The sequence below is a fragment of the Streptomyces sp. NPDC005803 genome (genome assembly GCF_040630435.1).
In the GTDB taxonomy this organism is placed as follows: Bacteria; Actinomycetota; Actinomycetes; order Streptomycetales; family Streptomycetaceae; genus Streptomyces.
Genome location: NZ_JBEXXO010000033.1, coordinates 59656 through 84574 on the forward strand (window position 1 = coordinate 59656; position 24919 = coordinate 84574).

Genomic DNA, 24919 nt, shown 5'->3' on the forward strand with positions numbered 1-24919 from the left:
TGCTGACCGTCCGAGGCGATGCCGACCGCAGGGACGACACCGACCGTCCGAGGCGATGCCGACCCTCTCCACCACCGAACGGCCGCTCGGCGCCGGCGCCCCAGGGCGGGGCGCCGGGCAGGCCGTACCCGCGTCGAAGGGAACCGCCATGGTGTTCCACAGCGAGTACGAAGACGTTCCGGCCCTCGACACACCCATCCACGAAACGGTCCTCGGCGGGGCCGCGGCCTTCGGCGACACCGTCGCCCTGATCGACGGCACGAACGGCATGAGCGTCACCTACGCCCAGCTCGACGCCTTCCACCGCCGCATCGCCGCCCACTTCGCCGAGGCAGGCCTGCGCAAGGGCGACGTCCTCGCCCTGCACAGTCCCAACACGATCGCCTATCCCGCCGTCTTCTACGGGGCTACGCGCGCCGGAGCCTCGGTCACCACCGTGCACCCCCTGGCCACCGCCGAGGAGTTCGCCAAGCAAGTGCGGGACAGCGCCGCCCGCTGGATCGTCACCGTGTCCCTGTTCCTCGACGTCGCCCGCCGGGCGGCCGAACTCGCCGGCGGGATCCAGGAGATCTTCGTCTGCGACCAGGCCGAAGGGCACACCTCCGTGCTCGACATGCTCGGCTCCACCGCCCCCGAACCCGAGATCGAGTTCGGCCCCGAGGACATCGCCGCCCTTCCCTACTCCTCCGGGACCACCGGCGCACCCAAGGGCGTCATGCTCACCCACCGCTCCATCGGCACCAACCTGGAGCAGCTGCGCCCCTTCATCCCCATGGAGCCCGGCCACAGCATCCTGGCCGTCCTGCCCTTCTTCCACATCTACGGGCTGACCGCCCTGATGAACGTCCCCCTGCGCTGCGGGGCCACCGTCGTCGTCCTGCCCCGCTTCGACCTCGACCAGTTCCTCGGCGTGATCCAGGAGCACCGCATCACCGGGCTGTACGTGGCCCCGCCGATCGTCCTGGCCCTCGCCAAGCACCCGGCCGTCGGCGACTACGACCTGTCCTCGCTCGAGTACATCGTCAGCGCCGCCGCCCCCCTGGACGCCGAACTCGCCGCCGCCTGCTCCGCCCGCCTCGGCGTGCCGCCCGTCCGGCAGGCGTACGGGATGACGGAGCTCTCGCCGGGCACCCACGTCGTGCCCCTCGACATCGAGAACCCGCCGCCCGGAGCCGTCGGAAAGCTGCTGCCCAGCACCGAGATGCGGATCGCGTCCATCGAGGACCCCGGGAAGGACCTCGGCATCGACACGGACGGCGAGATCCTCATCCGCGGCCCCCAGGTGATGAAGGGCTACCTCGGCCGCCCCGGAGCCACCGCCGACATGATCGACGAAGACGGCTGGGTGCACACCGGCGACGTCGGACGCGTCGACGCGGACGGCTGGCTGTTCGTCGTCGACCGGGTCAAGGAACTCATCAAGTACAAGGGCTACCAGGTGGCACCCGCCGAACTCGAAGCGCTGCTGCTCACCCACGCGTCGATCGCCGACGCCGCCGTCATCGGCGTGTACGACGCCGACGGCAACGAGATCCCCAAGGCCTTCCTCGTACGTCAGCCGGCCGCCCCGGACCTCACCGCCGAGGACGTCATGGCGTACGTCGCCGAGCGCGTCGCCCCGTACAAGAAGATCCGCCGCGTCGAGTTCGTCGACGCCGTACCGCGCGCGGTCTCCGGCAAGATCCTGCGCCGCGAACTGCGCGACAGGGAGAAGCAGCGATGACCCTCGCCCCACCCGCCCACGAGCGGGGCATCACCACGCTCACCCTCGACTCCCCGGCCAACCGCAACGCCCTGAGCGCACCGCTCGTGGCCGGGCTGTCCGAAGCCCTCGACGCCTGCGCGGCGGACGACACCGTACGGGCGGTGGTCCTCACCCACACCGGCACCACGTTCTGCGCGGGCGCCGACCTGAAGGCGCCCGCCGACCCGCACGCCTTCGTCGCCCTGATGCGACGGATCGTCACTCTGCCCAAACCCGTCGTCGCCCGCGTCACCGGCCACGTCCGGGCCGGCGGCCTCGGACTGCTCGGGGCCTGCGACATCTCGGTCGCGGGCCCCGATTCCTCCTTCGCCCTCACCGAGTCCCGCCTGGGCCTCGCCCCCGCCGTCATATCCCTGCCCCTGCTGCCCCGCCTGGACCCCCGCGCCGCAGCCCGCTACTACCTCACGGGCGAACGCTTCGACGCGGCCGAAGCCGCCAGGACCGGCCTCGTGAGCATCGCCGCCCAGGACGTGGACAAGGCGCTCGTACCGGTACTCGACGGACTGCGCCGGGCCTCGCCCCAGGGGCTGGCCGCATCGAAGGAGCTGGTCACGGCTACTGTGCGGGAGACTTTCGACCAGTACGCCGAAGACCTCATCGCCCGCTCCGCGGCACTCTTCGCCTCCACCGAGGCACGGGAGGGGATGACGGCCTTCCTGGAACGACGGGACCCCGCATGGCTGCTGTGACACCGCCCAAGCAGGACCGCAGCCGTGCGACCCGGCAGAAGCTCCTCGAAGCAGCGGTGGCCTGCCTCGCCGAACACGGCTGGGCGGGCTCCACCGTCTCCGCGGTCGCCCTGCGCGCCGGCGTCTCGCGCGGTGCGGCGCAGCACCACTTCCCCACCCGCGAGGACCTGTTCACCGCGGCCGTGGAGTACGTCTCCGAGGAACGCTCCGCCGCCCTGCGCGCGGTCCCCGACCAGGACCGCGCCGCCGTCGTCGCCGCCCTCGTCGACCTCTACACGGGACCGCTCTTCCGCGCGGCCCTCCAGCTCTGGGTCGCCGCCTCCAACGAGGAGCAGCTCCGCCCGCGCGTCACCGAGCTGGAGGCCCGCGTGGGCCGCGAGACCCACCGCATCGCCGTCGGCCTCCTGCACGCCGACGAGACCCGCCCCGGCGTACGGGAGACGGTCCAGGGCCTCCTCGACATGGCCCGCGGCCTGGGCCTCGCCAACGTCCTCACCGACGACACCGCCCGCCGGCGGAAGGTCGTGGCGCAGTGGGCGGCGATGGTGGACGGCGCGCTGGGGTAGGGCGCGCTGGGGTAGGGCGGCTCCCGCCCTCGCCGCGCGCTGTCAGGCGCGCACCGCCGTGATCAGCAGGCCGTGCGCGGCCTGGATCCTGAGCGTGGTGCCGTCCCAGACGACGGGCAACGGGGACGGCGTGGTGTCCACCGCCGACCCGGGGTCGACGGGACCGGACTCCGCGTCATGCCCCCACCGGAGCGTGAACGAGGCCTTGTCGCCGACCGCGGAGGGCATGCCGGCGCCGGCCCAGACGTTGTCCGAGGTCCTGCCGTCGACCCGGACGGTAAGCGCGTCCCCGGCAAGTTCGAAGGAACCGGTCAGGTCACCCCCGTCCAGGCTCCAGGTGCGGCCGGTGAACTCGATCCGCCGGTACTCGTCGTTGGCCTGCCCCCGCGGGGCGTAGCCGAGATTCCACGCCCCGCGTACGAAGGCCTCCACCGCGGCCCCGGCGACCGTCGGGCGGGCCGGCCCGGCGACCGGTCCCCCCGCCTCGTCGCCGTCCTTCTTGCCCCCGCAGGCAGCCAGCACGACGGTGAGCAGCCCGAGCCCGCCGTACCGGAGCGCGTCCCGCCTCCGCACTCCCTTGCGCAGCTGTCCGAGTCCGTTCAGCACCATGCCCCCGCCTCTCCCCGGGGCGACCGGTCCTGCCACCCGGCCCCCCGTCCGCTCCGCCACTGTCAGGGAGCCAGAGTGTGGCGCAGAGATGGCCGTGATGGCAGCGGATTGCGCGTATATGCGCGTACGAGTCCCTCAGGGGGAGAAGCGTGGTAAAGGGGCATGTGGCACGGTATCCGCTGCTGTGCCCAGAGGGCAGCGAAACCTCCGTGCGCCTGCGCCCGCCCCCGGTTATCCTGCCTCGTTCCGAACAGGCCAGGGAGGCCCCTCACCATGAGCAGCACCACGTCGTCCTTTCCCGACCGGATCGAGCTGACGGGGGAAGGCCTCGTCCTGCGCGACTGGACCGAAGCGGACCTGGCCGCGATGCCGGAGCTGTTCGACCACCCCGACATCGCGTACTGGACGCCGATCCTCTCCCCCTTCGACGAGGAGGCCGCCCGCACCCGCCTGGACCGGGCCCGGAGCCTGCGGGCGGAGGGCGCGACCATCCTGCTCGCCATCACCGTCGACGGCGGCGCACCACTCGGCGAGGTGATGCTGCGGCGTGCGCCCGAGGGCACCGAGATCGGTTACGTGGTCGGCCCCGCGCACCGGGGCCAGGGTCTGGCCGCGCGGGCGGTGAAAGTGATGGCCGCGTACGCCTTCGAGGAACTGGGCGTGGACCAGGTGATCCTGGAGCTGGAGGCCGAGAACGCGTCCAGCGTGGCGGTGGCGACGAAGGCGGGCTTCCGTCTCCTCGACGTGCCGCTGATCGAGGGGGAGGAGAAGGGACGCCCGTACGTCCTGCAGACGTGGGGATTGAGCCGCCCCTGACCCGCGACGCGTCGAGGTCGCCTACGAGTGGCGGAAGTCGAGTTACAGCGGTGACGAGGGCGGCGCATGCGTCGAGGTCGCCGCCCACCCCGCCGCCGTACACGTCCGCGACTCCAAGCACCCCGAGGGCCCGGCCCTCGCGCTCGCGCCCGCCGCCTGGGCCGCCTTCGCCGCGCACGTGGGCCGCTGAGCAGCCCGGGGCGACGGCCGCAGGCTACGGGTCAGGCGTCGTCGCGCGGGTTGTGCACGTGACGGTCTCATCCCCGGCCTCGCGCACCTGAACGACTGCCGTGCGAGCAGTGGAGTCCCCCTGCTCGCACGGCGGATGTCGTCAGTTGCCCAGGTTCGCCAGCTGGTCGTACCCCTCGATCTCCCGTGGGCTCCGCGTCCCCGGCCCGACGTACTTCGCCGACGGGCGCACCAGGCGTCCCGTCCGCTTCTGCTCCAGGATGTGCGCGGACCAGCCCGCCGTACGCGCACACGTGAACATCGACGTGAACATGTGCGCCGGGACCTCCGCGAAGTCCAGCATGATCGCCGCCCAGAACTCCACGTTGGTCGCCAGCACCCGGTCCGGACGCCGCGCGTGCAGCTCCTCCAGCGCGGCCTTCTCCAGCGCCTGCGCCACTTCGAAGCGCGGTGCGCCCAACTCCTGGGCCGTGCGCCGCAGGACGCGTGCGCGGGGGTCCTCGGCCCGGTAGACCCGGTGGCCGAAGCCCATCAGGCGCTCACCCTTGTCCAGGGCCTTCTTCACGTACGCGGTGGCGTCGCCGGTCCGCTCGATCTCCTCGATCATGCCGAGGACGCGGGACGGAGCGCCGCCGTGCAGCGGGCCCGACATGGCCCCCACCGCGCCGGACAGCGCGGCGGCCACGTCGGCTCCGGTGGAGGCGATGACCCGGGCGGTGAACGTCGAGGCGTTCATGCCGTGCTCGGCGGCCGAGGTCCAGTACGCGTCGACGGCCTTCACATGGCGCGGATCAGGCTCACCGCGCCAGCGGATCATGAACCGCTCCACGACCGACCCGGCCTTGTCGATCTCGCTCTGCGGCACCATCGGCAGTCCCTGCCCGCGCGCCGACTGGGCGACGTACGACAGCGCCATGACGGCGGCCCGCGCCAGGTCGTTGCGCGCGGTCTCCTCGTCGATGTCCAGCAGCGGCTTCAGCCCCCACACGGGCGCCAGCATCGCCAGGGCGGACTGGACGTCGACCCGGATGTCACCGGAGTGCACCGGGATCGGGAACGGCTCGGCAGGCGGCAGGCCCGGGCTGAACGCCCCGTCGACCAGCAGCCCCCACACGTTGCCGAACGACACGTGGCCGACGAGATCCTCGATGTCGACGCCCCGGTAACGAAGTGATCCGCCTTCCTTGTCAGGTTCGGCGATCTCCGTTTCGAACGCGACGACTCCTTCGAGTCCGGGTACGAAGTCGGACATCAGGCGGCTCCCTCGGATCGGCGGCTGCGAGCGGGCCTCAGGGCCCACCCACGATACTGGCGGGTTCCGACGTGCCCGGGAAGCGTGACATCCGGCACAACTTCCCCGTCGCACCCCTGACGCTCGGCGCACCTCCTCGCCCGGCGGACGCGGCCGCTGCGGCAGGATGACCCCGTGCCCACCGCAGACTCCTCCTCCGATTCCACCACCGATCCGGCCGCGATGCGCGAGCAGTACCGGTCCGAGGCCTTCACCGAGGACGGGCTCGCCGCGGACCCGATGCGGCAGTTCGCCCACTGGTTCCGGCAGGTCGCCGCCGGCGGCATGCTCCACGAGCCGAACGCCATGGTGGTGTCCACGGCCACGCCCGAAGGCCGGCCGTCCTCCCGCACGGTCCTGCTGAAGATGTACGACGAGCGCGGCTTCGTCTTCTTCACCAACTACGACTCCCGCAAGGGCCGCGAACTGACCGCCAACGCGTACGTCTCGCTGCTCTTCCCCTGGCACCCGCTGGCCCGCCAGGTCATCGTCACCGGCACCGCGACCCGCGTCGCCCGCGAGGAGACGGTCGCCTACTTCCGTACCCGCCCCCACGGCTCCCAGCTGGGCGCCTGGGCCAGCGACCAGTCCGCGGTGATCGGCTCCCGCGAGGAACTGATCCGCCGCTACGAGGACCTCGCGGCCCGCTACCCGGAGGGCGAGAAGGTTCCGGCGCCGCCGCACTGGGGCGGCTTCCGGGTCGTCCCCGACAGCATCGAGTTCTGGCAGGGCCACGAGAACCGGCTCCACGACCGGCTGCGGTACGTCCGCACGGCGCAGGACGGGGACGGCGAGGGGGCGTGGCGCGTCGAGCGGCTGTGCCCGTAGAGCGCCGCGGGCAGGGCCCCGGACACGCAGAAACCCGCAGGCTCTGGTCCCTCCTTGCGGAGGAGCCGGCCGGACTTACCGGCGAGCCTGCGGGTCGGTGACTGCTTGGGTTTCGGCAGACAGCCTGCCGAGGTGCACAGTGTGCGACGACGGGCTGTCAGCCCGCAGCCACCTCACGAATCCGATAAGACTGCACTTTTCGGATCACCTCCTTTCAACGTGTACAGCCACCTTAAGAACCTCCCCGGCGCCCGCACAACCGATTTATCGAAGTCGTCGATTTCCGGGAAGTCGCTGTGTGCTGCGTCACGTTCGAGTTCAATGGTCTGACGTGCGGCAATGGCGGACACGTCCTGCAGGGGGTCCCGGGATGAGTGCTTCCACGAGCAGCGGAACGACCGACGCGCTCGGCCCCGACCCGATTCCTGGGGCGGAACTGCTGGCGGCGCTCCTCGACGGGATGGACGCCGCGCTGTGCGCCTTCGACGCGGACGGGACGGTCACCCACTGGAACCGCGAGGCCGAGCGGATCCTCGGCTGGTCCGCCGAGGAGGCCGTCGGACGGCCCGGGTTCGCCGGCTGGGCGGTGCGGCGGGCGGACGCCGGCGAGGTGCAGGGGCGGCTGATGGCCGTCATGGACGGGCCCGGGCGGCAGGTGCACGAGTTCGCGCTGCTGCGCAAGGACGGCGGCCGGGTGCTCGTGCGGACCCAGTCGGCCGGGGTGCGCGGTGCGGACGGGAAACCGGCCGGGGTGTACTGCGCCTTCAGCGAGGTCCACGCGCAGATCGATCTGGAGCGGGCCATCGCGCTGAGCGAGGCGCTGTTCGAGGACGCGTCGTGGGGCGTGGTCCTCGTGGACGTGGACCTGCGGCCGACCGTCGTCAACGCGCACGCGGCCCGCGCGCTGGGCGGCGGCCGTACGACGCTGCTGGGGCGGCCGCTCGGCGAGCTGATCACGCAGGGCGTGGAGGACCTGGAGGGCGCGCTCCAGCACGTCCTGGCCGAGGGCGCGCCGCCCGCCCCCGCCGAACTGTGGGTGACCCTGCGCACCGGAGACGGTGACCGCCGCCGCTGCTGGCGCAGTGGCTTTCTGCGGCTGGCCTCGCCGCTCGCCGAGGAGCCGGTGCCGCTCGGGGCCGGCTGGCTCTTCCAGGACGTGACGGAGGCGAAGCTGGCGGCCCAGGAGGCGGACCGGGTCCGGTTCCGGGCCGGGCAGCTGTACCGGGCCTCCCGGTCGGCCGCCGAGTGCGAGGACCCGATGGAGGCGGCCACGTCGTCGCTGGACTACGCGCTCGCGGGCTTCGCCGACCACGCGCTGGTCGATCTGGTGGCGGGCGAGCGGCTGGTGCGCGCCGCGGGGACACCGTCCGACGCGCCGGGGCCGTGCCTGCCCGTGGCCGGGGGCGGCATCCCGCTGCGGTACGCGCCGGGGCACCCGGCCCTGCAGGCGCTGGACCGCACCGGGTCGGTGCGGGCCTCGGCGGGGGCCGGTCCGGCGGAGGCGGCGCAGGAGTGGGCGACGGAGCGCCGGTGGCCGGCCGGCGCCGTGCACGCCCTGTGCGTGGTCCTGCGGAGCCGGGGGCGGACGCTGGGGGTGGTGACGTTCCTGCGCTCGTCCCACCGCGCCGCGTTCGAGCGCGCGGACGCGGTGTACGCGGAGAGCGTGGCGGACCGCGTGGCGGCGTCGGTGGACCTGTCTCAGGTGGTGCGCGAGGGCCGGGGCGACGTGAGGCCGCCGGGCGGCGGTGCCGGCCCGTCCGGCGGGTGAGGACGGAACCGACGCAGGGGGCGGGCGCTCACCCGCCGGCCCCGCCGCCCCGGGACAGCGCTCAGTGGCGGTAGAAGATCCGGTCCGCGTACTGCGCCATCACGCGCCCGTTCCACTCGTGGCCCCCGTCGACGTTGCCCGACCGCAGCAGCGGCGGCTCCACGCCCCGCTCCAGCAGCCGCTCCGCCGCGGCGGCCATCATCGCCTGCATGATCGCGCTGGTGACGACCGTCGACGCGGGGGCGAAGGGGGCCTCGATGCCGTCGACGTCCAGCTCCGCGTCGCCGATGGAGATCTTGCTGTCGAGCACGATGTCGCAGTGGTCCCGCAGGAAGCCGCCCGAGCTGTGCCGGGAGCGGGTGCCTTCCGCGTACGCGACGGAGGTGACGCCGATGACCTTCAGCCCCAGCGCGCGTGCGTTCATCGCCATCTCCACCGGCAGCGCGTTGCGCCCGGAGAGCGAGATGATCACGAGGACGTCGCCCGCCTTCGCGGGGCTGGAGTCGAGCACCGCGCCGGCGAGGCCGTCGACCCGTTCGAGCGCCGAGCCGAGGGTCGCCGGCATGACGTCGACGCCGAGGGTGCCGGGGACGGCCAGCACGTTCATGAGGGCGAGGCCGCCCGCGCGGTAGACGACGTCCTGGGCGGCCAGCGAGGAGTGTCCCGCACCGAAGGCGAAGAGCCTGCCACCGGCCACGACGGTGTCGGCGAGCGCGGCGCCGGCGGCCGCGATGGCGCCGGACTCCTCGTCGCGCACGCGCTCCAGCAGGCCGATCGCTGCGTCGAAGAACTGACCGGCCAGCTTGCTTTCGCTCATCGAGGAGGGCCTTTCCGGCGAGGTGGGGTGTCCAGGGGGCGTCCGTACCGCCGATCACGTTGCGGTCTGGACCAGTGGCGTGTCAATACCGCCCGGACCGTTCCGGGGGCCTCCTCCGCACAGCTCCTTCGCACGGTGAGGCCCGGTTGTCGGCGCGATGCGTCAGAATTGGGCGAGGGCCAGCGCACGACTGCATCGAGGGGCACGAATGTCCGGACTGATCGACACGACGGAGATGTATCTCCGCACCATCCTCGAACTCGAAGAGGAAGGCGTGGTCCCCATGCGCGCCCGGATCGCTGAACGGCTGGACCAGAGCGGTCCGACCGTCAGCCAGACGGTGGCGCGGATGGAGCGCGACGGCTTGGTGCAGGTCGCGGGGGACCGGCATCTGGAGCTGACGGAGGAGGGGCGCCGGCTGGCGACCCGCGTGATGCGCAAGCACCGGCTCGCCGAGTGCCTGCTGGTCGACGTGATCGGCCTGGAGTGGGAGCAGGTCCACGCCGAGGCGTGCCGTTGGGAACATGTGATGAGCGAGGCCGTGGAGCGGCGGGTGCTGGAGCTGCTGCGTCACCCGACGGAGTCTCCGTACGGGAATCCCATCCCGGGCCTGGAGGAGCTGGGCGAGAAGGCCGAGGCCGACCCGTTCCTGGACGAAGGCATGGTCAGCCTGTCGGAGCTCGACCCGGGCGCCGACGGCAAGACGGTGGTGGTCCGCCGGATCGGTGAGCCGATCCAGACGGACGCCCAGCTGATGTACACGCTGCGGCGGGCGGGCGTGCAGCCCGGTTCCGTGGTGAGTGTGACGCAGTCGCCCGGCGGGGTGCTGGTCGGCAGCAGCGGCGAGGCGGCGGAGCTGGACGCGGAGGTCGCATCGCACGTCTTCGTGGCCAAGCGCTGAAAGCGGGCAGGCGACCAGGGCGGCCGACGAAGGCGGCCCCACGCGGAGCGGCCGGGCGCTGAGAGCGGCCGGGTGCCGGGGCGGCCCGGTGCCGGACGTGGCGCCGGGCGCGGGAGAGGCCGAGCGCGCTGAGGTGACCAAACGGCGGCCGGGGGCGCGCGCCGAACGCCGCGCGCCGGTCGCGGCCGGGCGTCGCCGTACGGGTAGCGGACGATCAGCGGTCGCTGACGTCCGTTTTCCGTTTTTCCGTCCGGAATCGCAGCGCCCGGACGGATCGCATGCCAGGCTGTGGCGCAGGGATACCTGGGAGCGTCGGCCGTCTGGCCGCGCGGTCGGGGAGGGGAGCGGGGAATGCGCCCGTCGTACGGGCATGTGCGGCCTGCGCACCGGGAGAGGGGCGTCGCGGTCCCGCGCGTCGCCCCGGCGCGCGAGCCGGTGACGTGCGCCCCGGCGGCCGCGTCGCGCCTCCGGACCGACCGCCCGAGAACGATGGATGGCCCCGGCGCCGCAAGGCGCCGGGGCCTGTCCTCCCCTGTTCCGACCTGGAGCCCCGAGCTCTCGAGGTCGGTTCCCGCGAGCCCTCATCCCCGAGTGGCCCGCCTCCCGGAGAAGATCTCCCCTCCGTGGCCGACGTCAATCCTGGGAGGCGGTCACTCGAACGAGCGGTGTTGCGCGCCGGAACCCGGTTTTCGAATAAAGGTTCGATAGTCTGGCCGACGCGACCACAGGGTGATCGAGGGACCAGAAGGGGGTGCCAGACATATGGTGCGGCGCATCGATGTGACCGGAGCCGACGGCGTACGCCTCGCGGCCTGGGAGTTCGCCGACCCGCCCAAGGGGCGCGCGGAAGCCGAAGGCGCCGGGGGCATCTTACTGCTCCACGGACTGATGGGCCGGGCCTCGCACTGGGCCTCCACCACCCGCTGGCTCGCCGAGCGGCACCGGGCGGTCGGCCTCGACCAGCGCGGACACGGCCGCAGCGAGAAGCCGGCCGGGGGCCCGTACACCCGCGAGGCCTACGTGGCCGACGCCGAGGCCGCGATCGAACAGCTCGGCCTCGCCCCCGTCACCCTCGTCGGACATGCGATGGGAGCGCTCACCGCCTGGCAACTCGCCTCGAAGCGCCCCGACCTCGTCCGGGCCCTGGTCATCTGCGACATGCGCGCCTCCGCGCTCGGCGCGGCCTCGCAGCGGGAGTGGGAGGACTGGTTCACGTCCTGGCCGGTGCCGTTCGCCACCCTGGCCGACGTGCGGAAGTGGTTCGGCGAGGACGACCCCTGGGTGGAGCGTCCCAATCCGGCCCGCGGTGAGTTCTTCGCCGAGGTGATGGCCGAGCGCGCCGACGGCTGGCGGCCCGTCTTCTCCCGCCGGCAGATGCTCACCTCCCGCGCCACCTGGGTCTTCGACGCGCACTGGGAGGAGCTGGCACAGGTCAGGTGCCCCACCCTGGTGCTCCGCGGCCTGGACGGCCAGCTGGGCCGGGCGGAGGCCCAGGAGATGGTCCGGGTGCTGCCCCGCGGGCAGTACGCGGAGGTGGCCGACGCCGGTCACCTCGTCCACTACGACCAGCCCGAGGGCTGGCGCGCCGCGGTCGAACCCTTCCTGGAGCAGCTCGCCGAGGACTCCCAGGACGACCGGGAGCCGGTCGCTCCGTAACGGCCGGGAGCGATGGCCGTCGAGGACCGGAAGGCCGGTGTCCAGGCACGCGAGGGATGCGGGCCCCTCGGCTCCCGCAGGCCCGTCAGCCCTTGCTGACCGCCGTCAGGATCTCCGGCAGCCGGTCCGCCGTGCGGGGCGCGGCGACCCGCAGCCCGCCCCAGGCGACCAGCGTCCCGTACGCGGCGCCCACCGGCACCAGGAGCCACAGCAGGCTCTCCGCGCCGGCGAGATGCAGCCAGATCGTCAGGCCGATCACGGGGGCGCTCAGCAGCGCCGCCGACACCATGCCGCCGAAGATCGAGATCCAGGCGAGCCCGGCCTGCCCGGGCGCCACGTTCTTGAACGCACCGTCCTGCGGGACCGAGTACGGGAAGTTCGCCGAGGCCACCGCACCCGTCGCCAGCATGGCGCCCAGCAGGGCGAACGACAGCCCCATGACCCCCGGCAGCGCCGCCCAGTCCCCGAGGACCGCCGCCGTCAGAACCGTCACCAGGACCGTGTACGGGAGGGTGATCAGCAGCAACGCCAGCGCCCTGCCCCGTAGTTCTAGGTACGCGTCACGGGTCGAGGAGATCGTCAGCGCCACCATCCAGAACGCGGAGGTGTCCTGCCCGAACTGGTTGTACATCTGGATGCCGAGCATCCCGGCGCCGAAGCACGCGAAGTACACCGACCCCGTGCCCTGCAGCGCGTTGAGCAGCGGCACGATCAGCCCGATCGCCAGCGCCGTCACCCAGGCCGCCTTGGTCTTCGGGTCCCGTGCGACGTACCGCAGGCTGCGCCGCATCACCGTGCCGGTGCGTCCCTCGGGGAGCAGCGCCCAGAGACCGGAGCCGCCGCTGCCGGACTTCGCGCGGGTCGGTTCGGCGGCGGAGAGCGTCGAGCCGTCCGGGGCCGTCATCAGCTTCTCCAGGCTGCGCCGCCACCACGCCACCAGCAGGGCCAGGGCGGCCGCGGAGAGGAGCAGTTGGACGGCGGCCCGCCCGTACGCCCCCTGGGACGCGGAGTCCACGGAGCCGATCGCGGAGGCGGGCGGCAGCCAGCGCACCGCGTCCGCCACCGGGTCGAGGGCGGAGAGGCCGCCCGCCCGGCCCAGCCGCTGCACGCCGAAGTTGACGGCCTGGACCCCGACCGCGATCACGAGCCCGCTGAGCACCGCGAGATCGCGGCCCTTGCGGGAGGTCAGCAGCCGGGTGTTGGCCGTGGCGACGGCCCGGGCCAGCGCGACGCAGACCAGCAGGGTCAGCGGGGCCGCCAGGACGGCGCACACCACCCCGCCCGCCCCGTGGGCCAGCGCGGTCACCGAACCGGCCGCCAGACAGAGCGTGAACAGCGGACCGATGCCGACGAGCGAGGAGACCAGGAGCGCGGTGATCAGGGGGCGGGGCCGCAGCGGCAGCATCACGAGGCGGCTCGGGTCGAGGGTCTCGTCCCCGGCGGCGAAGAACAGCGGCATCACCGCCCAGCCGAGCGCCAGCACCGCGGCCAGCAGCACGACGAGGGAGCCCACGTGGGCGTGGCCGCGCAGCGCGATCAGCCCGGCCAGCTGGCCGAGGGCGATCAGCAGCGTGGCGGCGACCGAGGCGATGTAGACGGCCCGCCGGCCGGCCGACTGCCGCAGCCCGTTGCGGAGCAGGGCGAGCTTGAGGCGTACGAGAACGGGGATCAGGGCCGTGCCGCCCGCCGGGCCGCTCGGCCGGGGGCCGGCGTCAGCCGGGGCGTCGAGCACGCTCATCGGGCACCGCCGAGCCAGTCCAGGGCGGCGCCGTTGTCGCGGTCGCCCGCGCCGACGAGCTCCAGGAAGGCGTTCTGCAGGGAGGCCGAGTCACCGCGGACCTGGTCGAGGGTGCCCTGGGCGCGGATGGTGCCCGCCGCCATGACGGCCACCCAGTCGCAGAGGGACTCGACGAGTTCCATCACATGGCTGGAGAAGACGACGGTCGCCCCCGAGCCGGTGTAGCGCTCCAGCACCCCGCGGATGGTCTGCGCCGACACGGGGTCGACGCCCTCGAACGGTTCGTCGAGGAAGAGCACTTCGGGATTGTGCAGCAGCGCGGCGGCGAGGCCGATCTTCTTCCGCATGCCCGTCGAGTAGTCGATGACCAGTTTGTGCTGGGCGCCCGCCAGGTCCAGGACGTCCAGCAGCTGGGTGGCCCTGCTGTCCACCTCGTCCCCGGGCAGGCCGCGCAACCTGCCGATGTAGGCGAGGAGTTCCCGTCCCGAGAGGCGCTCGAAGAGCCGCAGGCCCTCCGGCAGGACGCCGATGCGGGACTTCACCTCGACCGGGTCGCGCCAGACGTCGCGGCCGCCGATCTCGATCCGCCCCAGATCGGGGCGGAGCAGGCCGGTGACCATGGACAGCGTGGTGGTCTTGCCGGCGCCGTTGGGCCCCACCAGACCGATGAACTTGCCCGCCGGCAGCACCAGATCGATGCCGGCGACCGCCGTGTGGCCGCCGAACCGCTTCCACAGCCCCTCCACCCGTACCGCGGGCGGCGCCGCCCGCGGTACGTCGGGCTCGACGGCCCGGTCTGCCCCGTCGGTGCCTGTCCGGTCCGGCATGATCGTCGCCCTTCGAAGTCCCCGTTCCTGAGGACACCCTACGAAAGGCGGCCTACGAAAGGCGTCCCCGTGCGTCGGCGGCCGTGCGCCCGCAGGCATAGGCGAGCGGGCTGATGAGCTCCTCCACCTCGGGCAGCCAGCGGTTGGCGGGGGAGGGGCCGCGGACCCACTGCACCGCTCCGGCGCCGCCGACGCGGGTGGGCGGGGCGGCGATGTAGTGGCCCTCGCCGATGCCGCGCAGACCGATGGCCGCGGCGTCCCAGCCGGCCCTCCGGACGAGCCCGTCGGCCTTGGCGGCCGCGCCCGGCAGGACGAAGAACTGCAACCGGCGGTCGGGGGTGCGCGTGACCGGCCCGAGCGGCAGGCTCATCCGCTCCATCCGGGCCAGCGCCAGGAAGCCCGCCGACTCCGGCACGTCGATCGCGTCGAAGCCGCGGCCGGTCGGCAGCAGGATCGAGGCCCGCGGCTGCTGCGACCACATGCGGCGGGCCGCCGCGCCGCTGCCGGTGGCCCGGCCCGCCCAGTCGGTGCGGGCCGGGTGGGCGCCGGGCGCCTCGCAGCCGGACACGCCGCACGAGCACCGTTCCGTGCCGTCGGCCGGCTCCAGCCAGGTGCCGGGGCACACGTCCCAGTGCCGCTCCTCCGCGTACCGCACCGCGGCGTCGAGCAGCTGCTCGACGCGCGGCGGGGGGATCTGTACGGCTTCCATGACTCCGATGGGCTCTTCCACGCCCAGCACAACTCCCGCCGCCACCTGGGGTTACGGGCGGGGCGTACGCGGTCACGGCCCGACGCTCCCGCATACGGGGCGCATCGATGCACGGGCGGGGGCGCGCGGGAGGGCCGGTGGCCGGGGGCGGGTAGCCACACACCGGAGATCCGGCACAGTTCGTTCGGCATCTTAGGGTGCGCGAAGGGAGGAAAGGGCAGCGACGCGTCAAAAGTGACCAACACGATGAATCGGCGAATTTCTCACGCATATGTCGGGCAGTGATCCCTTCACCGATCACTGCGGCCTCAGGGGGAGAAACATGGCAGCCAAGCCTCTCGTCGCACGTCAGCCGAACGAACGGCTCCAGGCGCTCATTCAGGAAGCCGGATGCTCCAACGCGGGCCTCGCCCGCCGCGTCAACATGGTCGGGTCCGAGCGCGGGCTCGACCTCCGGTACGACAAGACCTCCGTGGCCCGCTGGCTGCGCGGTCAGCAACCACGCGGCAGGGCGCCGGGGATCATCGCCGAGGCGCTCGGCCGCAAGCTCGGCCGCACGGTCACGATCGACGAGATCGGGATGGCCAACGGCAAGAACCTGGCCTCCGGCGTCGGCCTGCAGTTCGCCCCGACGGTGACCGGGGCGATCGAGCAGGTCTGCGAGCTGTGGCGCAGCGACGTCGGCCGCCGGGACTTCCTGTCCGGCTCATCGGTCGCGTCGTCCGCGCTCGTCGAGCCCAGCCGGGACTGGCTGATCACCGGCGCGGACCCGCAGGTGGCGCGGGTGGCGGGCGCCCGGGTCGGGATGCCGGACGTGGAGGCGGTGCGGGCGACGACGGCGGCGCTGGTCGACCTGGACCACCGCTTCGGCAGCGGTCACGTACGACCGGTCCTGGTGCACTACCTGAACAGCGTGGTCTCGGGGCTGCTCTCGGGGGCGTACCGCGAGTCGACCGGGCGGCAGTTGTTCGCCGCGGTCGCGCGGCTCACCGAGCTCGGCGGCTACATGGCGGTCGACACGGGCCAGCCGGGGCTCGCCCAGCGCTACTACATCCAGGCGCTGCGTCTCGCCCAGGCGGCGGGCGACCGGGCCTACGGGGGCTATGTGCTGGCCGCCTCGATGAGCCACCTCGCGGCCCAGCTCGGCAATCCGCGGGAGATCGCCCAGCTGGCCAGGGCCGCGCAGGAGGGCGCGCGCGGACGGGTCACCCCGCGTGCGGAGGCGATGTTCTACGCGGCGGAGGCGCGCGGACACGCGCTGCTCGGGGACGCCCGCACCAGCCAGGCGGTGGCGGGCCGGGCGCTGACGGCGCTGGAGCAGGCCGACCCGGACAGCGGTGACGACCCCGACTGGATCACCCACTTCGACCACGCGTACCTGGCCGACGAGCTGGCCCACTGCCACCGTGACCTCGGACAGGCGGAGGCGGCCGCGCGCCGGGCGAAGGAGTGCCTGGGCGGCCTCCCGGAATCCCGCACCCGCCGCCGGGGCATCGGCCTGGCCCTGCTGGCCACGGCCCAGGTGCAGCTGCGCGAGGTGGAGCAGGCCTGCCAGACGGGGACGCGCGCGATGGAGCTGCTGGGCACGGTGCGCTCCAGCCGGGGCGCGGAGTACCTGGACGATCTCCAGCAGCGTCTGGTGCCGTACGGGGACGAGCCCGCGGTGCGGGAGTTCGGCGCCCGCCTGGAGCTCCAGGCGGCGTGAGGGGAGGCGGTGCCGGGGCCCGCTCCACCCGCCGGCCGGGGCGGTGGCGCGCGGACGCCCCCTGAACTGCGTCGCGAGGGCGCCGGGCGTTACAGCTCCGTGTGAAGGGGTGGTGAGTCCGAACACGCGCTTGGCGAACGGCGGCAACCACCCGATAGCGTGAGCCGACGATTCCCTGAGTTCACACGTAGGAGTCCCGGTGACACAGAGCGGACAGGGTGACGAGCAGCAGCTCCCTGCTGTACGACCCGCACACGAGGGCGTCGTGCTGCCCGCGGGTGGCGGCGAGCCCTGGACGCCGGGGGGTCCGGCGGACCAGGCGGCCCCGGCCGGCGGCCAGCCGTGGGGGCAGTCCTGGGGCCCGCACGCGCAGCACCCCGACCAGGCCCAGCACGCGCAGCACCAGGACCGGGGCGCGTACGGGCAGGGTGCGTACGGGCAGGGCGGGCAGCAGGGCCCGTACGGGCAGCAGGCGCCGTACGGGCAGCAGCAGGACCCGGGCTACGGCCAGGTTCCGCCCGCGCAGCCGCAGTCCCCGTACGCCCAGCCGCTGCCGCCCGAGGCGGGGGCCGGCGGCGACGTGGACGCCACGCAGTACATCGCGCCGGTGCCCGGCGGGCCCCTGCCGGGAGGCCTGCCGCCGGAACGCCCCGCGGAGTCGACGCAGTTCCTGGGCCACGGCCGGCAGCAGGCGTACCAGCAGTCCGGCGGTCACGCCGCGCCGCCGCCCGGGCAGGGCGGCCAGGACGCCGACGCGACCCAGTACATACCGCCGGTGCCCGGCGGAGCCCCGTACGGCATCCGGCCCGGGGCGCCCGGTGAGCGGCAGCCGCCCGCCGAGTTCGACAACCTCTTCCGCAGCGACGAACCCGCGGGCGCCACCCAGCAGATGCCCCGGTTCGACCCCGCGCAGCAGCGACACCAGCAGCACCAGGGCGGGCCGCAGCAGTACCAGGGCGGGCCGCCCCCTCAGGCGTACCAGCAGGCGCCCGCGTACCCGGGGCCCGAGGAAGGGCTGCCGCAGGGCGGGCAGGACGGGCGGCGGAAGAGGTCCGCGCACGTTCCGCTGATCGCCGCGGTCGTCGTCGGCTGCGCCGTGATCGGGCTCGGCGCCGGCGCCCTGATGAGCGGCGGCGACGACAAGGGCGACGAGGGCAAGCAGCCCGTGCCCGGAGCGAGTTCGCCCGCCGCCCCGTCCTCCGCCGGTGCGGCGGCGGACCCGGCGAAGCCGCAGGCCGAGGCGCTCGACAAGCTGCTCGCGGACAGCAACAACAGCCGCGCCGCGGTCATCGGCGCGGTGGAGAAGACCAAGACCTGCACCGACCTGGACAAGGCGGCCGCCGACCTCAAGGGCGCCGCCCAGCAGCGGCGCGATCTGGTGACCCGGCTGACGGGGCTTTCGGTTGACAAGCTGCCGGACAACGGAGAGTTGACGTCCTCGCTCACCAAGGCGTGGCAGGCCTCCGCCTCGGCGGACGACCACTACGCCGCCTGGGCGGTGCAGGCCAAGAGCAAGAAGGTCTGCAAGCACGGCAAGGCCCGTACGACCTCGCACTTCCAGGAGGCCAACGTGCAGAGCGGCGAGGCGAGCAAGGCCAAGCGGGAGGCGTCCAAGCTGTGGAACGCCATCGCGGCGAAGTACGGCCTGACGAAGCGTGAGGCCACCGCACTCTGAGTGCGGCCCCGCGGGCCCCGGGGCCGGGTCTCAGCCGGTCGCGCTGGCGTCCGACAGGGTCTTCGTCACATCGACGAAGCCCTTCCTGTCGGCGATCAGCCGGCCGTCGCGCACGACCTGGAACGTCACCTTGCCGTTCACGATGCGCGGGTAGGAGGACGAGCCGATCATGTCCTCGTACCGCCAGCGCAGGGTCGGCGTGAGGCCGCCGGTGTCCACCCGGGCGCCGGCGTTGAGGGCCTTGGTGACCTTCCGGGACGTGATGTCCGCCTCGTTCAGCGACTCGACGATCGACCTCAGCGCGGTGTAGGCGATCCACGTCGTCTGCACGCCCGTGTCGTTCGGGTCGATGCGGTTGTCGCCGAAGGCGTGCTGGCTGATCACCCGGCGCATCTGATCCCAGCGGGCGTCGCCGGGGGCCGGGTACCAGCCGGTGACGTACGCGCCCTCGAACGGGCTCTCGCGGCCGCCGGTGCGGTCGATGAGCGGCTGCCCGATGCTGCCGAGGACCGAGGAGATCCGCACCGACCCGCCGGTCGGCTCCAGCCGTCTGAAGGAGTCGAAGAACGTCTCCGTGCGGTCGCCGAGCACGGCCGTCACACAGCCGCCGTGGGTGCCCGCGCCGTCCAGGGCCCGCCCGGCCGCCTCGTCGTACGACGTGGCCTCCTCGGCGGCCCGGACGTCGACGGGCGCGGGCCGGCGGGCCTCGGTGAGGCCGGTGTTGAGGAGCCACGCCTGGCTGTCGCCGCCCGTGGTGTCGGGACGCACCAGGGAGACCTGGTCGCAGGTGGCGGCCAGCTGCTTCGCGTTGCCCGCCAGGAGTGCCGACTGGCCGCCGGTGACGGGGTAGGACATGTAGCTCCGGAACTCCTCATCGGAGGCGCCGTAGCCGCCGATGTACGGGATTCCGGCGACTTCGAGGGGCGCCATGAACGCCCGCCCGTGCCGGCTGTACGAGCCGAGGACCGCGACGGCCTTCTCCTTGACGGCCCGGCGGGCGCAGTTGCCCGCGCCGATCGACGTGTCCTGCTCGTCGCAGGTGATCACGCGCAGCCGGTGTCCGTCGATCCCGCCCTCGCCGTTGGTCCAGCGGGCGTACGTCTGCGCCATCGCGGTCATGCCCGCCATGTTGGTGGCGTCCGCTCCGGTGGCGCCGCTGGGCGCCCAGGTCACGACGGTGACGGGCTCCCTGGAGTCCCCCGAGGCCCCAGGGAGCGCGCCGCAGCCGGTCATCAGCAAAGCCCCTGCCGCCACCGCACCGGTGAGCAACCTGGAGGGGCGGGAGGAGGTGGGGCGTCGCCGTCCGGTCATGGGCACAGACCCTTCCCGCCCCCGGGTAACGCAGCAGTGTGCCCCGTTCAACGCACGGTGACGCCCAGGTGAATTGCAGGGGCCCGTACGGAAAGCCGGAAAGGGAACGTACGATCGACAACCGTGCAGCAAGGTTCCGAGAACTCTTCCCGTCGCGGCCGTCGCTCCTCCACCATGGGCGGCATGCCGCTCAACGACGTTCCGTGGTGGCGCTGGCGCAGCAATGTGCGCTCGGCGCTGCACATGCTCTCCGACCCCGTCTTCCACCACGAGTGCTGGCTGTCCGGCCGGGAGGGATACGGCGACGTCACCGACGCCGTGTACCGCCTGGTCGAGGACACCTGGCTGGACAACTGGTCCGCCGAGAAGTACGTCGGCACGGTCTTCCGGGACTCCGGCGAGGCCGCCCTCGTCGACGTCGCCGTGCTGCGCGTGCTGCGCATCATGCACCAGGTCGGCGCGGACGCCCCCGTCTCCGCCTATCTGGAGCACCACGGCTGGCCCGAGGCCGTCCGGGCCGCCCGCGAGGCCCATGTGCTGCTCGCCACGAACGACGCCGAGGACCCGGACGTCCCGCCGCGCTCGCTGGACGTGCTCCGCATCATGACCAGGACGGCCTGAACCGCGGACGGTGTGGCACGCTACGGGGATGACCGCGTCGCCGCAGCCTGCCGAAACCGCCCCCGAGCAGTACGTCCTCACCCTTTCGTGCCCCGACAAACAGGGCATTGTGCACGCCGTGTCGAGCTATCTCTTCATGACCGGCTGCAACATCGAGGACAGCCAGCAGTTCGGGGACCACGACACGGGCCTGTTCTTCATGCGCGTCCACTTCTCGGCGGACAGCCCGGTGACACAGGACAAGCTGCGGGCCAGCTTCGCGGCCATCGGCGACTCCTTCCGGATGGACTGGCAGATCCACCGCTCCTCGGACCGGATGCGGGTCGTGCTGATGGTCAGCAAGTTCGGCCACTGCCTCAACGACCTGCTGTTCCGTTCCCGGATCGGGGCCCTGCCGGTCGAGATCGCGGCGGTCGTCTCCAACCACACCGACTTCGCCGAGCTGGTCGCCTCGTACGACGTTCCCTTCCGCCACATCCCCGTGACCAGGGAGAACAAGGCGGACGCGGAGGCGCGGCTGCTGGAGCTGGTCCGCGAGGAGAACGTGGAGCTGGTCGTCCTGGCCCGCTACATGCAGGTCCTCTCGGACGACCTGTGCAAGCAGCTCAGCGGCCGGATCATCAACATCCACCACTCGTTCCTGCCGAGCTTCAAGGGCGCCAAGCCCTACCACCAGGCGCACGCCCGCGGAGTGAAGCTGATCGGCGCGACGGCGCACTACGTCACCGCCGACCTCGACGAGGGCCCGATCATCGAGCAGGAGGTCGAGCGGGTGGGCCACGGCGTGACGCCGGACCAGCTCGTCGCCATCGGGCGCGACGTGGAGTGCCAGGCGCTGGCGCGCGCGGTGAAGTGGCACGCCGAGCGGCGCATCCTGCTGAACGGCCGCCGTACGGTGGTCTTCGCGTAGCGGTGGGTCAGAGCCTGCTGAGCGAGGCCGCCGCGAAGAGCACGTCCCGGATCGCTTCGCGGTCCCCGCGCTGTCCGGCCGCCGCCTCCACGGGCGGTACGTGTCCCGCCACCAGCTGACAGAACTCCACGCCGTCCAGTGCGACCTGCGCCACCGTGTGGTCGGGGGAGCCGAGGGCGGCGGGGGAGTCCAGCGCGATGTACCAGTTGCCGCCGCCCGAGCCCTCGACCTCCAGATGGAGCGAACGCCCCGGGGACCCGGCCGTGACCAGCCGGCGGGCCGGACCGGCGAGCCCCGCCCGGCGCCGCACGGCCAGGGCGGCCGGCAGGAGCCGCGCCGCCAGGTCGATCATCCGGTGCAGATGGGCCGCGGACGGCGCCTCGTACGGGTAGTCCACCGCGTCCGCGATGTCGCCGGCGTGCACCCAGCACTCGAAGGCGCGGTCCAGCAGGGCGTCCTGCAGCGGCAGGGCGAAGTCGCCGTACGAGACGGAGAGCTCCGAGACGCCGCGCCCCGCGAAGGACACGGTGCGGATGAGGGTGTGGCTCTGGTCACGCCACGGTTCGCGGACGCTGCGGGTCGGCGGACGCCGGGCGGCCGACCAGTACCTCTCGGTGCGCGGGGTGGGCGCGAGCGGCGGCGCCGAGCCCCCGCGCGGGCTGTCCGGGGCGGTCCCGGCGAGCGGGTCGTCGAGCCCCAGCGCCGTGCTGACCAGTCCGTCGACGGTCATCAGATGACCGATGACACCCGCCACCGTCGTCTTGCGGTTCACCCGGCGCTCGTGCTCGAACCACTTCAGCCGTACCGGGGCGTGCCACTCGGCGTCGCCGATGTCGCGCAGCAGCGCGTCGAGCCGGGCCGTCTCCGCGTCGTACGGGGCGGCCCACTCCGGAACCGGGATCCTGGCCGGCCGGCGGCTCAGGCAGTTGTCCATCACCCGGCCCCGGAGCATCGGATCCAGGTCCAGACTGCGGTCGGTGTGCAGCAGGCCGACCGCGTCGCGCAGCCGCAGGGCCTCGTCCGCGCAGGGGGCGCACTCCGTGAGGTGCGCCTCGACGGCCTCGGTCTCCTCGGCCGAGCACGCGGCCAGCGCCCAGGCGCCGAGCAGGGCCTTCAGGACGCGGTGCGGGAGGACCAGGGCGGGCGCACCGGGCGGGCCCCCGTCGGGCCGGTCCGGTTCCGGAGGCGCGGGTGGCGGGGCCGGCAGGACGAACCCGCTCGGGTCGAGGTCGTCCCCGGCCGCCCGTGGGCCCGGTATGCGCCGGACGCCCCGCCCGTCGTCGTCCCTTCCGTCCTCGTCGCCGGTCACAGCGGCCGTCCGTATCCGGGCGGCGAGGAGCCCTCCAGCGGCCGGGTGTGCGCGGTGGACAGCAGTTGCAGCCCGAGCCGCAGCCGGCGGCGCGCCTCGTCCTCGGTGACGCCGAGGTCGGTCGCGGTCTGCCGGTAGTCGCGGCGCTGGATGTACGCGAGCTCCAGCGCGGCCCGCAGCGGGGCGGGCATGGACGCGACGATGTAGTCGGCGCGGGCAGCGGCGGTGGCCAGCCGCACCCGTTCCTCCAGGCCGGCCGGGTCGGCGGCGGGCGCGCCGTCCTCCTCGGGTCCGCCGTGGGCGGCGTACGCGTCGCCCGGCCGCGAGGCGGCCGTCCCGCGCAGCCGCCGCACGGACTCGCGGTGGGTGAGCCGGGCGACCCAGGCACGCATCGAGCCCTGCCGGGGGTCGTAGGCGTCGGGGTTCTCCCACACGTAGCCGAAGACCTCGCGGGTGACGAGGTCCGCGGCGCTCTCGTCGTCGAGCATCCGGTTGGCCTGACTGTGCACGAGGGAGGCGAACCGGTCGTAGAGCTCGCCGAGGGCTGCCGCCTCGCCGCGCGCCAGCCTCTGCTGCATCGTGCGGTCCCAGCGGGGTGGTGCGTTTTTGGCCATGCGACCCCCTGCCCTGTCCCGTCAGGGCCTCTCGCCCTGTACCCCTCGTCCCACCGAATGTAGTCGGCAAGGCTGACCGAGCATGCCCCTTTACAGCAAGTACGTCCCCGTGATGGCCCTGGATGGTGGACAATGCGGCACCCCGCAGCGTCGGAATCGGACCCGAAGCGATCATTTCTGCCCGAGATCGTTCTGGCCGTTCCTGGACGACGCGGTGTTTCACCGGGCGTGTGCCGGGGCAGCCGCGAGGAGGAACGGAAACTTCCGGATCACCGGAAGCGTCCGGCGCCCCCGGAACGAGAGGCCGAGTCGCGTGAGCACACCTTGCCCTCCTGGAAATACGCCTGCGGCGGCGACCACCCACGCCCCATGGCTGGTCCAGGACCCTTCCGGGAAGCCGCTGAAAGTGGCCGAGAGCGAGCAGGGCGCGTGGACCGTCCTGCACATGGACGGCGAACTGGACCTGGTGACCTCACCCGTCGTCCGTCAGTCCGTGCACAACGCGGTCGCCGTCGGCCGTCACGACGTCGTCCTCGACCTCTCCGGGGTCTTCTTCTGCGACTCCAGCGGGGTGGGCGTCCTCATCGCTTCCCGCCGTCTCATGCGTTCCTGCGGAGGCCGCCTGCGGCTGATCCTGCCCGCCCGGGGCGCCGAGGAGGGCTCACACGTCAACCGGGTGCTCGCCGCGCTCGGCGTGCGCCGGCTGTTCGACGTCTACCCCGACCGGGACTCGGCCGTCGACGAGGAAGCGCGGCCCCTCTCGGCCTGAGACGCCGTCCGCGTACCGGGTCGTCACACCGGCGACGCGCATAAGTGACCCGTGACGTCCGCGGGCGTCGTACGCTCCCCGCATGGACAGCGCAGAGTATGAGCGCAAGATCGCCTTCCGCTTCGCCGCCTTCGACCAGGACGGCAACGGATACATCGATCGCGCGGATTTCAACGCCGCCGCGGCCCGTCTGCTCACCGAATTCGGTACGACGGCCCGCTGCGACAAGGGCCAGGCACTCTACAGCGGGGCCGAGGCGTTCTGGCAGGGCATGGCGGGCATCGCCGACGTGGACGGGGACCAGCGCGTCACCCGCGAGGAGTTCGTGGGCGGCGCGGTGAAACGCCTCCGCGACAACCCCGAGCGCTTCGCGGAGATCGCCCGCCCCTTCCTGCGGGCGGCCATCGCGGTGGCCGACCAGGACGACGGCGGCACCGCCACGGTGTCGGCGGTCGAGCGGGCCCTGCGGGTCCTGGGCGCGAGCCCGGACGCGGCGGCGTTCGCGGCGCAGAGCCTGGACGCGGACCGCGACGGGCGGATCGCGGAGGCCGACGCGGTGGCGGCGTTCGCCGGCTACTTCACGGTGATCGAGCCCGACGCGTAGCCCTGGGCGGGCGGCGGTGTGGGTGCGGGGCCCCTGCGGGGTGCGGGGTGCGGGGTTCCGTGGTGCGGGGTTCCGTCCTCAATCGCCGGACGGGCTTGTGTGCGGGTTGCCCCGCGGGGCGGCGCGGATTACCCGGTGGGTGGGGGTGGGGGCCCTCCGGGCAGACTCCTCAAAAATGGCGTGTGCACCCGGTCACGCATGGGGGCCCGGGTCGTACGCCATTTTCTGCGGG

At 73.1% G+C, this 24919-nt stretch carries 23 protein-coding genes and 1 pseudogene; 15 read left to right on the plus strand and 9 right to left on the minus strand.

Annotation, left to right across the window (positions count from 1 at the left end; all coding sequences use genetic code 11):
- Positions 1-148 precede the first annotated feature (148 nt).
- From ABZ454_RS33660 to ABZ454_RS33670, 3 genes are read left to right on the plus strand one after another with little or no spacing between them, the layout of a single operon-like run.
- Positions 149-1723, plus strand: a complete 1575-nt coding sequence (locus ABZ454_RS33660) for a 4-coumarate--CoA ligase family protein (protein WP_359543385.1) — start codon at positions 149-151, stop codon at positions 1721-1723.
- Positions 1720-2454: an enoyl-CoA hydratase family protein gene (locus tag ABZ454_RS33665; protein WP_359543372.1), complete on the plus strand. Its 735-nt coding sequence runs from the start codon at positions 1720-1722 to the stop codon at positions 2452-2454. The genes ABZ454_RS33660 and ABZ454_RS33665 overlap by 4 nt, the downstream gene beginning before the upstream one ends.
- Entirely contained in the window at positions 2442-3020 is a 579-nt protein-coding gene (locus ABZ454_RS33670; RefSeq protein WP_356319903.1) for a TetR/AcrR family transcriptional regulator, read from the plus strand. The genes ABZ454_RS33665 and ABZ454_RS33670 overlap by 13 nt, the downstream gene beginning before the upstream one ends.
- Before the next feature lie 42 nt (positions 3021-3062).
- On the opposite strand, the gene ABZ454_RS33675 is transcribed toward ABZ454_RS33670, so the two are convergent.
- Positions 3063-3629 carry a hypothetical protein gene (locus ABZ454_RS33675; protein ID WP_359543373.1) on the minus strand — a complete coding sequence of 189 codons (567 nt, stop codon included), beginning with the start codon at positions 3627-3629 and terminating at the stop codon, positions 3063-3065.
- Positions 3630-3902: 273 nt separating this feature from the next.
- Here ABZ454_RS33675 and ABZ454_RS33680 point away from each other — a divergent pair, with 273 nt between their 5' ends.
- Together ABZ454_RS33680 and ABZ454_RS33685 are read left to right on the plus strand one after the other, a co-directional pair.
- The gene (locus tag ABZ454_RS33680) at positions 3903-4445 is read left to right on the plus strand and encodes a GNAT family N-acetyltransferase (RefSeq protein ID WP_359543374.1); all 543 of its coding nucleotides are present in this window, start codon (positions 3903-3905) and stop codon (positions 4443-4445) included.
- Between the two features lie 10 nt (positions 4446-4455).
- A pseudogene (locus ABZ454_RS33685) lies at positions 4456-4635 on the plus strand (DUF397 domain-containing protein); the annotation flags it as partial.
- A gap of 141 nt (positions 4636-4776) precedes the next feature.
- Here the strand turns inward: ABZ454_RS33685 and ABZ454_RS33690 are convergent.
- Positions 4777-5886, minus strand: coding sequence for a citrate synthase 2 (locus ABZ454_RS33690; RefSeq protein ID WP_356319900.1), 1110 nt, complete (start codon positions 5884-5886; stop codon positions 4777-4779).
- Positions 5887-6108: 222 nt separating this feature from the next.
- Between ABZ454_RS33690 and pdxH the strand changes: the two genes are divergently transcribed.
- Together pdxH and ABZ454_RS33700 are read left to right on the plus strand one after the other, a co-directional pair.
- On the plus strand, positions 6109-6753 hold the full coding sequence (gene pdxH / locus ABZ454_RS33695) for a pyridoxamine 5'-phosphate oxidase (protein WP_359543386.1): 645 nt from the start codon (positions 6109-6111) through the stop codon (positions 6751-6753).
- Positions 6754-7123: 370 nt separating this feature from the next.
- Positions 7124-8521, plus strand: a complete 1398-nt coding sequence (locus ABZ454_RS33700) for a PAS domain-containing protein (protein ID WP_359543375.1) — start codon at positions 7124-7126, stop codon at positions 8519-8521.
- A gap of 61 nt (positions 8522-8582) precedes the next feature.
- Here ABZ454_RS33700 and ABZ454_RS33705 read toward each other — a convergent pair whose 3' ends face one another.
- Entirely contained in the window at positions 8583-9338 is a 756-nt protein-coding gene (locus ABZ454_RS33705) for an SIS domain-containing protein (RefSeq protein WP_356319898.1), read from the minus strand.
- A 208-nt stretch (positions 9339-9546) separates the two neighbouring features.
- Here ABZ454_RS33705 and ABZ454_RS33710 point away from each other — a divergent pair, with 208 nt between their 5' ends.
- Positions 9547-10239: a metal-dependent transcriptional regulator gene (locus ABZ454_RS33710; RefSeq protein WP_356319897.1), complete on the plus strand. Its 693-nt coding sequence runs from the start codon at positions 9547-9549 to the stop codon at positions 10237-10239.
- Between the two features lie 762 nt (positions 10240-11001).
- Positions 11002-11895, plus strand: a complete 894-nt coding sequence (locus tag ABZ454_RS33715) for an alpha/beta hydrolase (RefSeq protein WP_359543376.1) — start codon at positions 11002-11004, stop codon at positions 11893-11895.
- A gap of 85 nt (positions 11896-11980) precedes the next feature.
- Here the strand turns inward: ABZ454_RS33715 and ABZ454_RS33720 are convergent, their stop codons facing one another.
- The 3 genes from ABZ454_RS33720 to ABZ454_RS33730 are packed head-to-tail and all read right to left on the minus strand — an operon-like array spanning position 11981 to position 15169.
- Complete coding sequence (locus ABZ454_RS33720) at positions 11981-13633, minus strand: transporter (RefSeq protein ID WP_359543377.1); 1653 nt, start codon at positions 13631-13633, stop codon at positions 11981-11983.
- Positions 13630-14460 (minus strand): ABC transporter ATP-binding protein, encoded by an 831-nt coding sequence (locus ABZ454_RS33725; RefSeq protein WP_359543378.1) that lies wholly within the window; start codon positions 14458-14460, stop codon positions 13630-13632. Before ABZ454_RS33725 ends, ABZ454_RS33720 begins: the two co-directional genes overlap by 4 nt.
- A gap of 52 nt (positions 14461-14512) precedes the next feature.
- Positions 14513-15169: a bifunctional DNA primase/polymerase gene (locus tag ABZ454_RS33730; protein WP_359543387.1), complete on the minus strand. Its 657-nt coding sequence runs from the start codon at positions 15167-15169 to the stop codon at positions 14513-14515.
- 322 nt (positions 15170-15491) lie between these two features.
- Here ABZ454_RS33730 and ABZ454_RS33735 point away from each other — a divergent pair, with 322 nt between their 5' ends.
- Entirely contained in the window at positions 15492-16874 is a 1383-nt protein-coding gene (locus tag ABZ454_RS33735; RefSeq protein ID WP_359543379.1) for a transcriptional regulator, read from the plus strand.
- A gap of 199 nt (positions 16875-17073) precedes the next feature.
- Positions 17074-18549, plus strand: coding sequence for a hypothetical protein (locus ABZ454_RS33740; protein ID WP_359543380.1), 1476 nt, complete (start codon positions 17074-17076; stop codon positions 18547-18549).
- Between the two features lie 30 nt (positions 18550-18579).
- On the opposite strand, the gene ABZ454_RS33745 is transcribed toward ABZ454_RS33740, so the two are convergent.
- Positions 18580-19860 (minus strand): ABC transporter substrate-binding protein, encoded by a 1281-nt coding sequence (locus tag ABZ454_RS33745; protein WP_359543381.1) that lies wholly within the window; start codon positions 19858-19860, stop codon positions 18580-18582.
- Between the two features lie 174 nt (positions 19861-20034).
- Between ABZ454_RS33745 and ABZ454_RS33750 the strand changes: the two genes are divergently transcribed.
- Both ABZ454_RS33750 and purU read left to right on the plus strand, forming a co-directional pair.
- The gene (locus ABZ454_RS33750) at positions 20035-20481 is read left to right on the plus strand and encodes a hypothetical protein (RefSeq protein ID WP_356319958.1); all 447 of its coding nucleotides are present in this window, start codon (positions 20035-20037) and stop codon (positions 20479-20481) included.
- Between the two features lie 28 nt (positions 20482-20509).
- The gene (purU, locus tag ABZ454_RS33755; RefSeq protein WP_359543382.1) at positions 20510-21391 is read left to right on the plus strand and encodes a formyltetrahydrofolate deformylase; all 882 of its coding nucleotides are present in this window, start codon (positions 20510-20512) and stop codon (positions 21389-21391) included.
- A gap of 7 nt (positions 21392-21398) precedes the next feature.
- On the opposite strand, the gene ABZ454_RS33760 is transcribed toward purU, so the two are convergent.
- Together ABZ454_RS33760 and ABZ454_RS33765 are read right to left on the minus strand one after the other, a co-directional pair.
- Positions 21399-22700, minus strand: coding sequence for a maleylpyruvate isomerase N-terminal domain-containing protein (locus ABZ454_RS33760; RefSeq protein WP_356319889.1), 1302 nt, complete (start codon positions 22698-22700; stop codon positions 21399-21401).
- Positions 22697-23314: a sigma-70 family RNA polymerase sigma factor gene (locus ABZ454_RS33765; RefSeq protein WP_356319888.1), complete on the minus strand. Its 618-nt coding sequence runs from the start codon at positions 23312-23314 to the stop codon at positions 22697-22699. The genes ABZ454_RS33760 and ABZ454_RS33765 overlap by 4 nt, the downstream gene beginning before the upstream one ends.
- Positions 23315-23714: 400 nt before the next feature.
- Here ABZ454_RS33765 and ABZ454_RS33770 point away from each other — a divergent pair, with 400 nt between their 5' ends.
- A complete protein-coding gene (locus tag ABZ454_RS33770; RefSeq protein WP_356319956.1) occupies positions 23715-24083 on the plus strand; it encodes an STAS domain-containing protein in 369 nt (122 codons plus the stop codon).
- Between the two features lie 82 nt (positions 24084-24165).
- The gene (locus ABZ454_RS33775; RefSeq protein ID WP_356319887.1) at positions 24166-24687 is read left to right on the plus strand and encodes an EF-hand domain-containing protein; all 522 of its coding nucleotides are present in this window, start codon (positions 24166-24168) and stop codon (positions 24685-24687) included.
- Positions 24688-24919 lie beyond the last annotated feature (232 nt).

Coding starts and splice junctions, on each gene's coding strand:
- ABZ454_RS33690 (WP_356319900.1), bottom strand. CDS start 5,886: ATGTCCGACTTCGTACCCGGACTCGAAGGAGTCGTCGCGTTCGAAACG.
- ABZ454_RS33730 (WP_359543387.1), bottom strand. CDS start 15,169: ATGGAAGCCGTACAGATCCCCCCGCCGCGCGTCGAGCAGCTGCTCGAC.
- pdxH (WP_359543386.1), top strand. CDS start 6,109: ATGCGCGAGCAGTACCGGTCCGAGGCCTTCACCGAGGACGGGCTCGCC.
- ABZ454_RS33675 (WP_359543373.1), bottom strand. CDS start 3,629: ATGGTGCTGAACGGACTCGGACAGCTGCGCAAGGGAGTGCGGAGGCGG.
- ABZ454_RS33720 (WP_359543377.1), bottom strand. CDS start 13,633: ATGAGCGTGCTCGACGCCCCGGCTGACGCCGGCCCCCGGCCGAGCGGC.
- ABZ454_RS33680 (WP_359543374.1), top strand. CDS start 3,903: ATGAGCAGCACCACGTCGTCCTTTCCCGACCGGATCGAGCTGACGGGG.
- ABZ454_RS33750 (WP_356319958.1), top strand. CDS start 20,035: ATGGGCGGCATGCCGCTCAACGACGTTCCGTGGTGGCGCTGGCGCAGC.
- ABZ454_RS33775 (WP_356319887.1), top strand. CDS start 24,166: ATGGACAGCGCAGAGTATGAGCGCAAGATCGCCTTCCGCTTCGCCGCC.
- ABZ454_RS33735 (WP_359543379.1), top strand. CDS start 15,492: ATGGCAGCCAAGCCTCTCGTCGCACGTCAGCCGAACGAACGGCTCCAG.
- ABZ454_RS33700 (WP_359543375.1), top strand. CDS start 7,124: ATGAGTGCTTCCACGAGCAGCGGAACGACCGACGCGCTCGGCCCCGAC.
- purU (WP_359543382.1), top strand. CDS start 20,510: ATGACCGCGTCGCCGCAGCCTGCCGAAACCGCCCCCGAGCAGTACGTC.
- ABZ454_RS33715 (WP_359543376.1), top strand. CDS start 11,002: ATGGTGCGGCGCATCGATGTGACCGGAGCCGACGGCGTACGCCTCGCG.
- ABZ454_RS33745 (WP_359543381.1), bottom strand. CDS start 19,860: ATGACCGGACGGCGACGCCCCACCTCCTCCCGCCCCTCCAGGTTGCTC.
- ABZ454_RS33765 (WP_356319888.1), bottom strand. CDS start 23,314: ATGGCCAAAAACGCACCACCCCGCTGGGACCGCACGATGCAGCAGAGG.
- ABZ454_RS33725 (WP_359543378.1), bottom strand. CDS start 14,460: ATGCCGGACCGGACAGGCACCGACGGGGCAGACCGGGCCGTCGAGCCC.
- ABZ454_RS33670 (WP_356319903.1), top strand. CDS start 2,442: ATGGCTGCTGTGACACCGCCCAAGCAGGACCGCAGCCGTGCGACCCGG.
- ABZ454_RS33710 (WP_356319897.1), top strand. CDS start 9,547: ATGTCCGGACTGATCGACACGACGGAGATGTATCTCCGCACCATCCTC.
- ABZ454_RS33665 (WP_359543372.1), top strand. CDS start 1,720: ATGACCCTCGCCCCACCCGCCCACGAGCGGGGCATCACCACGCTCACC.
- ABZ454_RS33660 (WP_359543385.1), top strand. CDS start 149: ATGGTGTTCCACAGCGAGTACGAAGACGTTCCGGCCCTCGACACACCC.
- ABZ454_RS33705 (WP_356319898.1), bottom strand. CDS start 9,338: ATGAGCGAAAGCAAGCTGGCCGGTCAGTTCTTCGACGCAGCGATCGGC.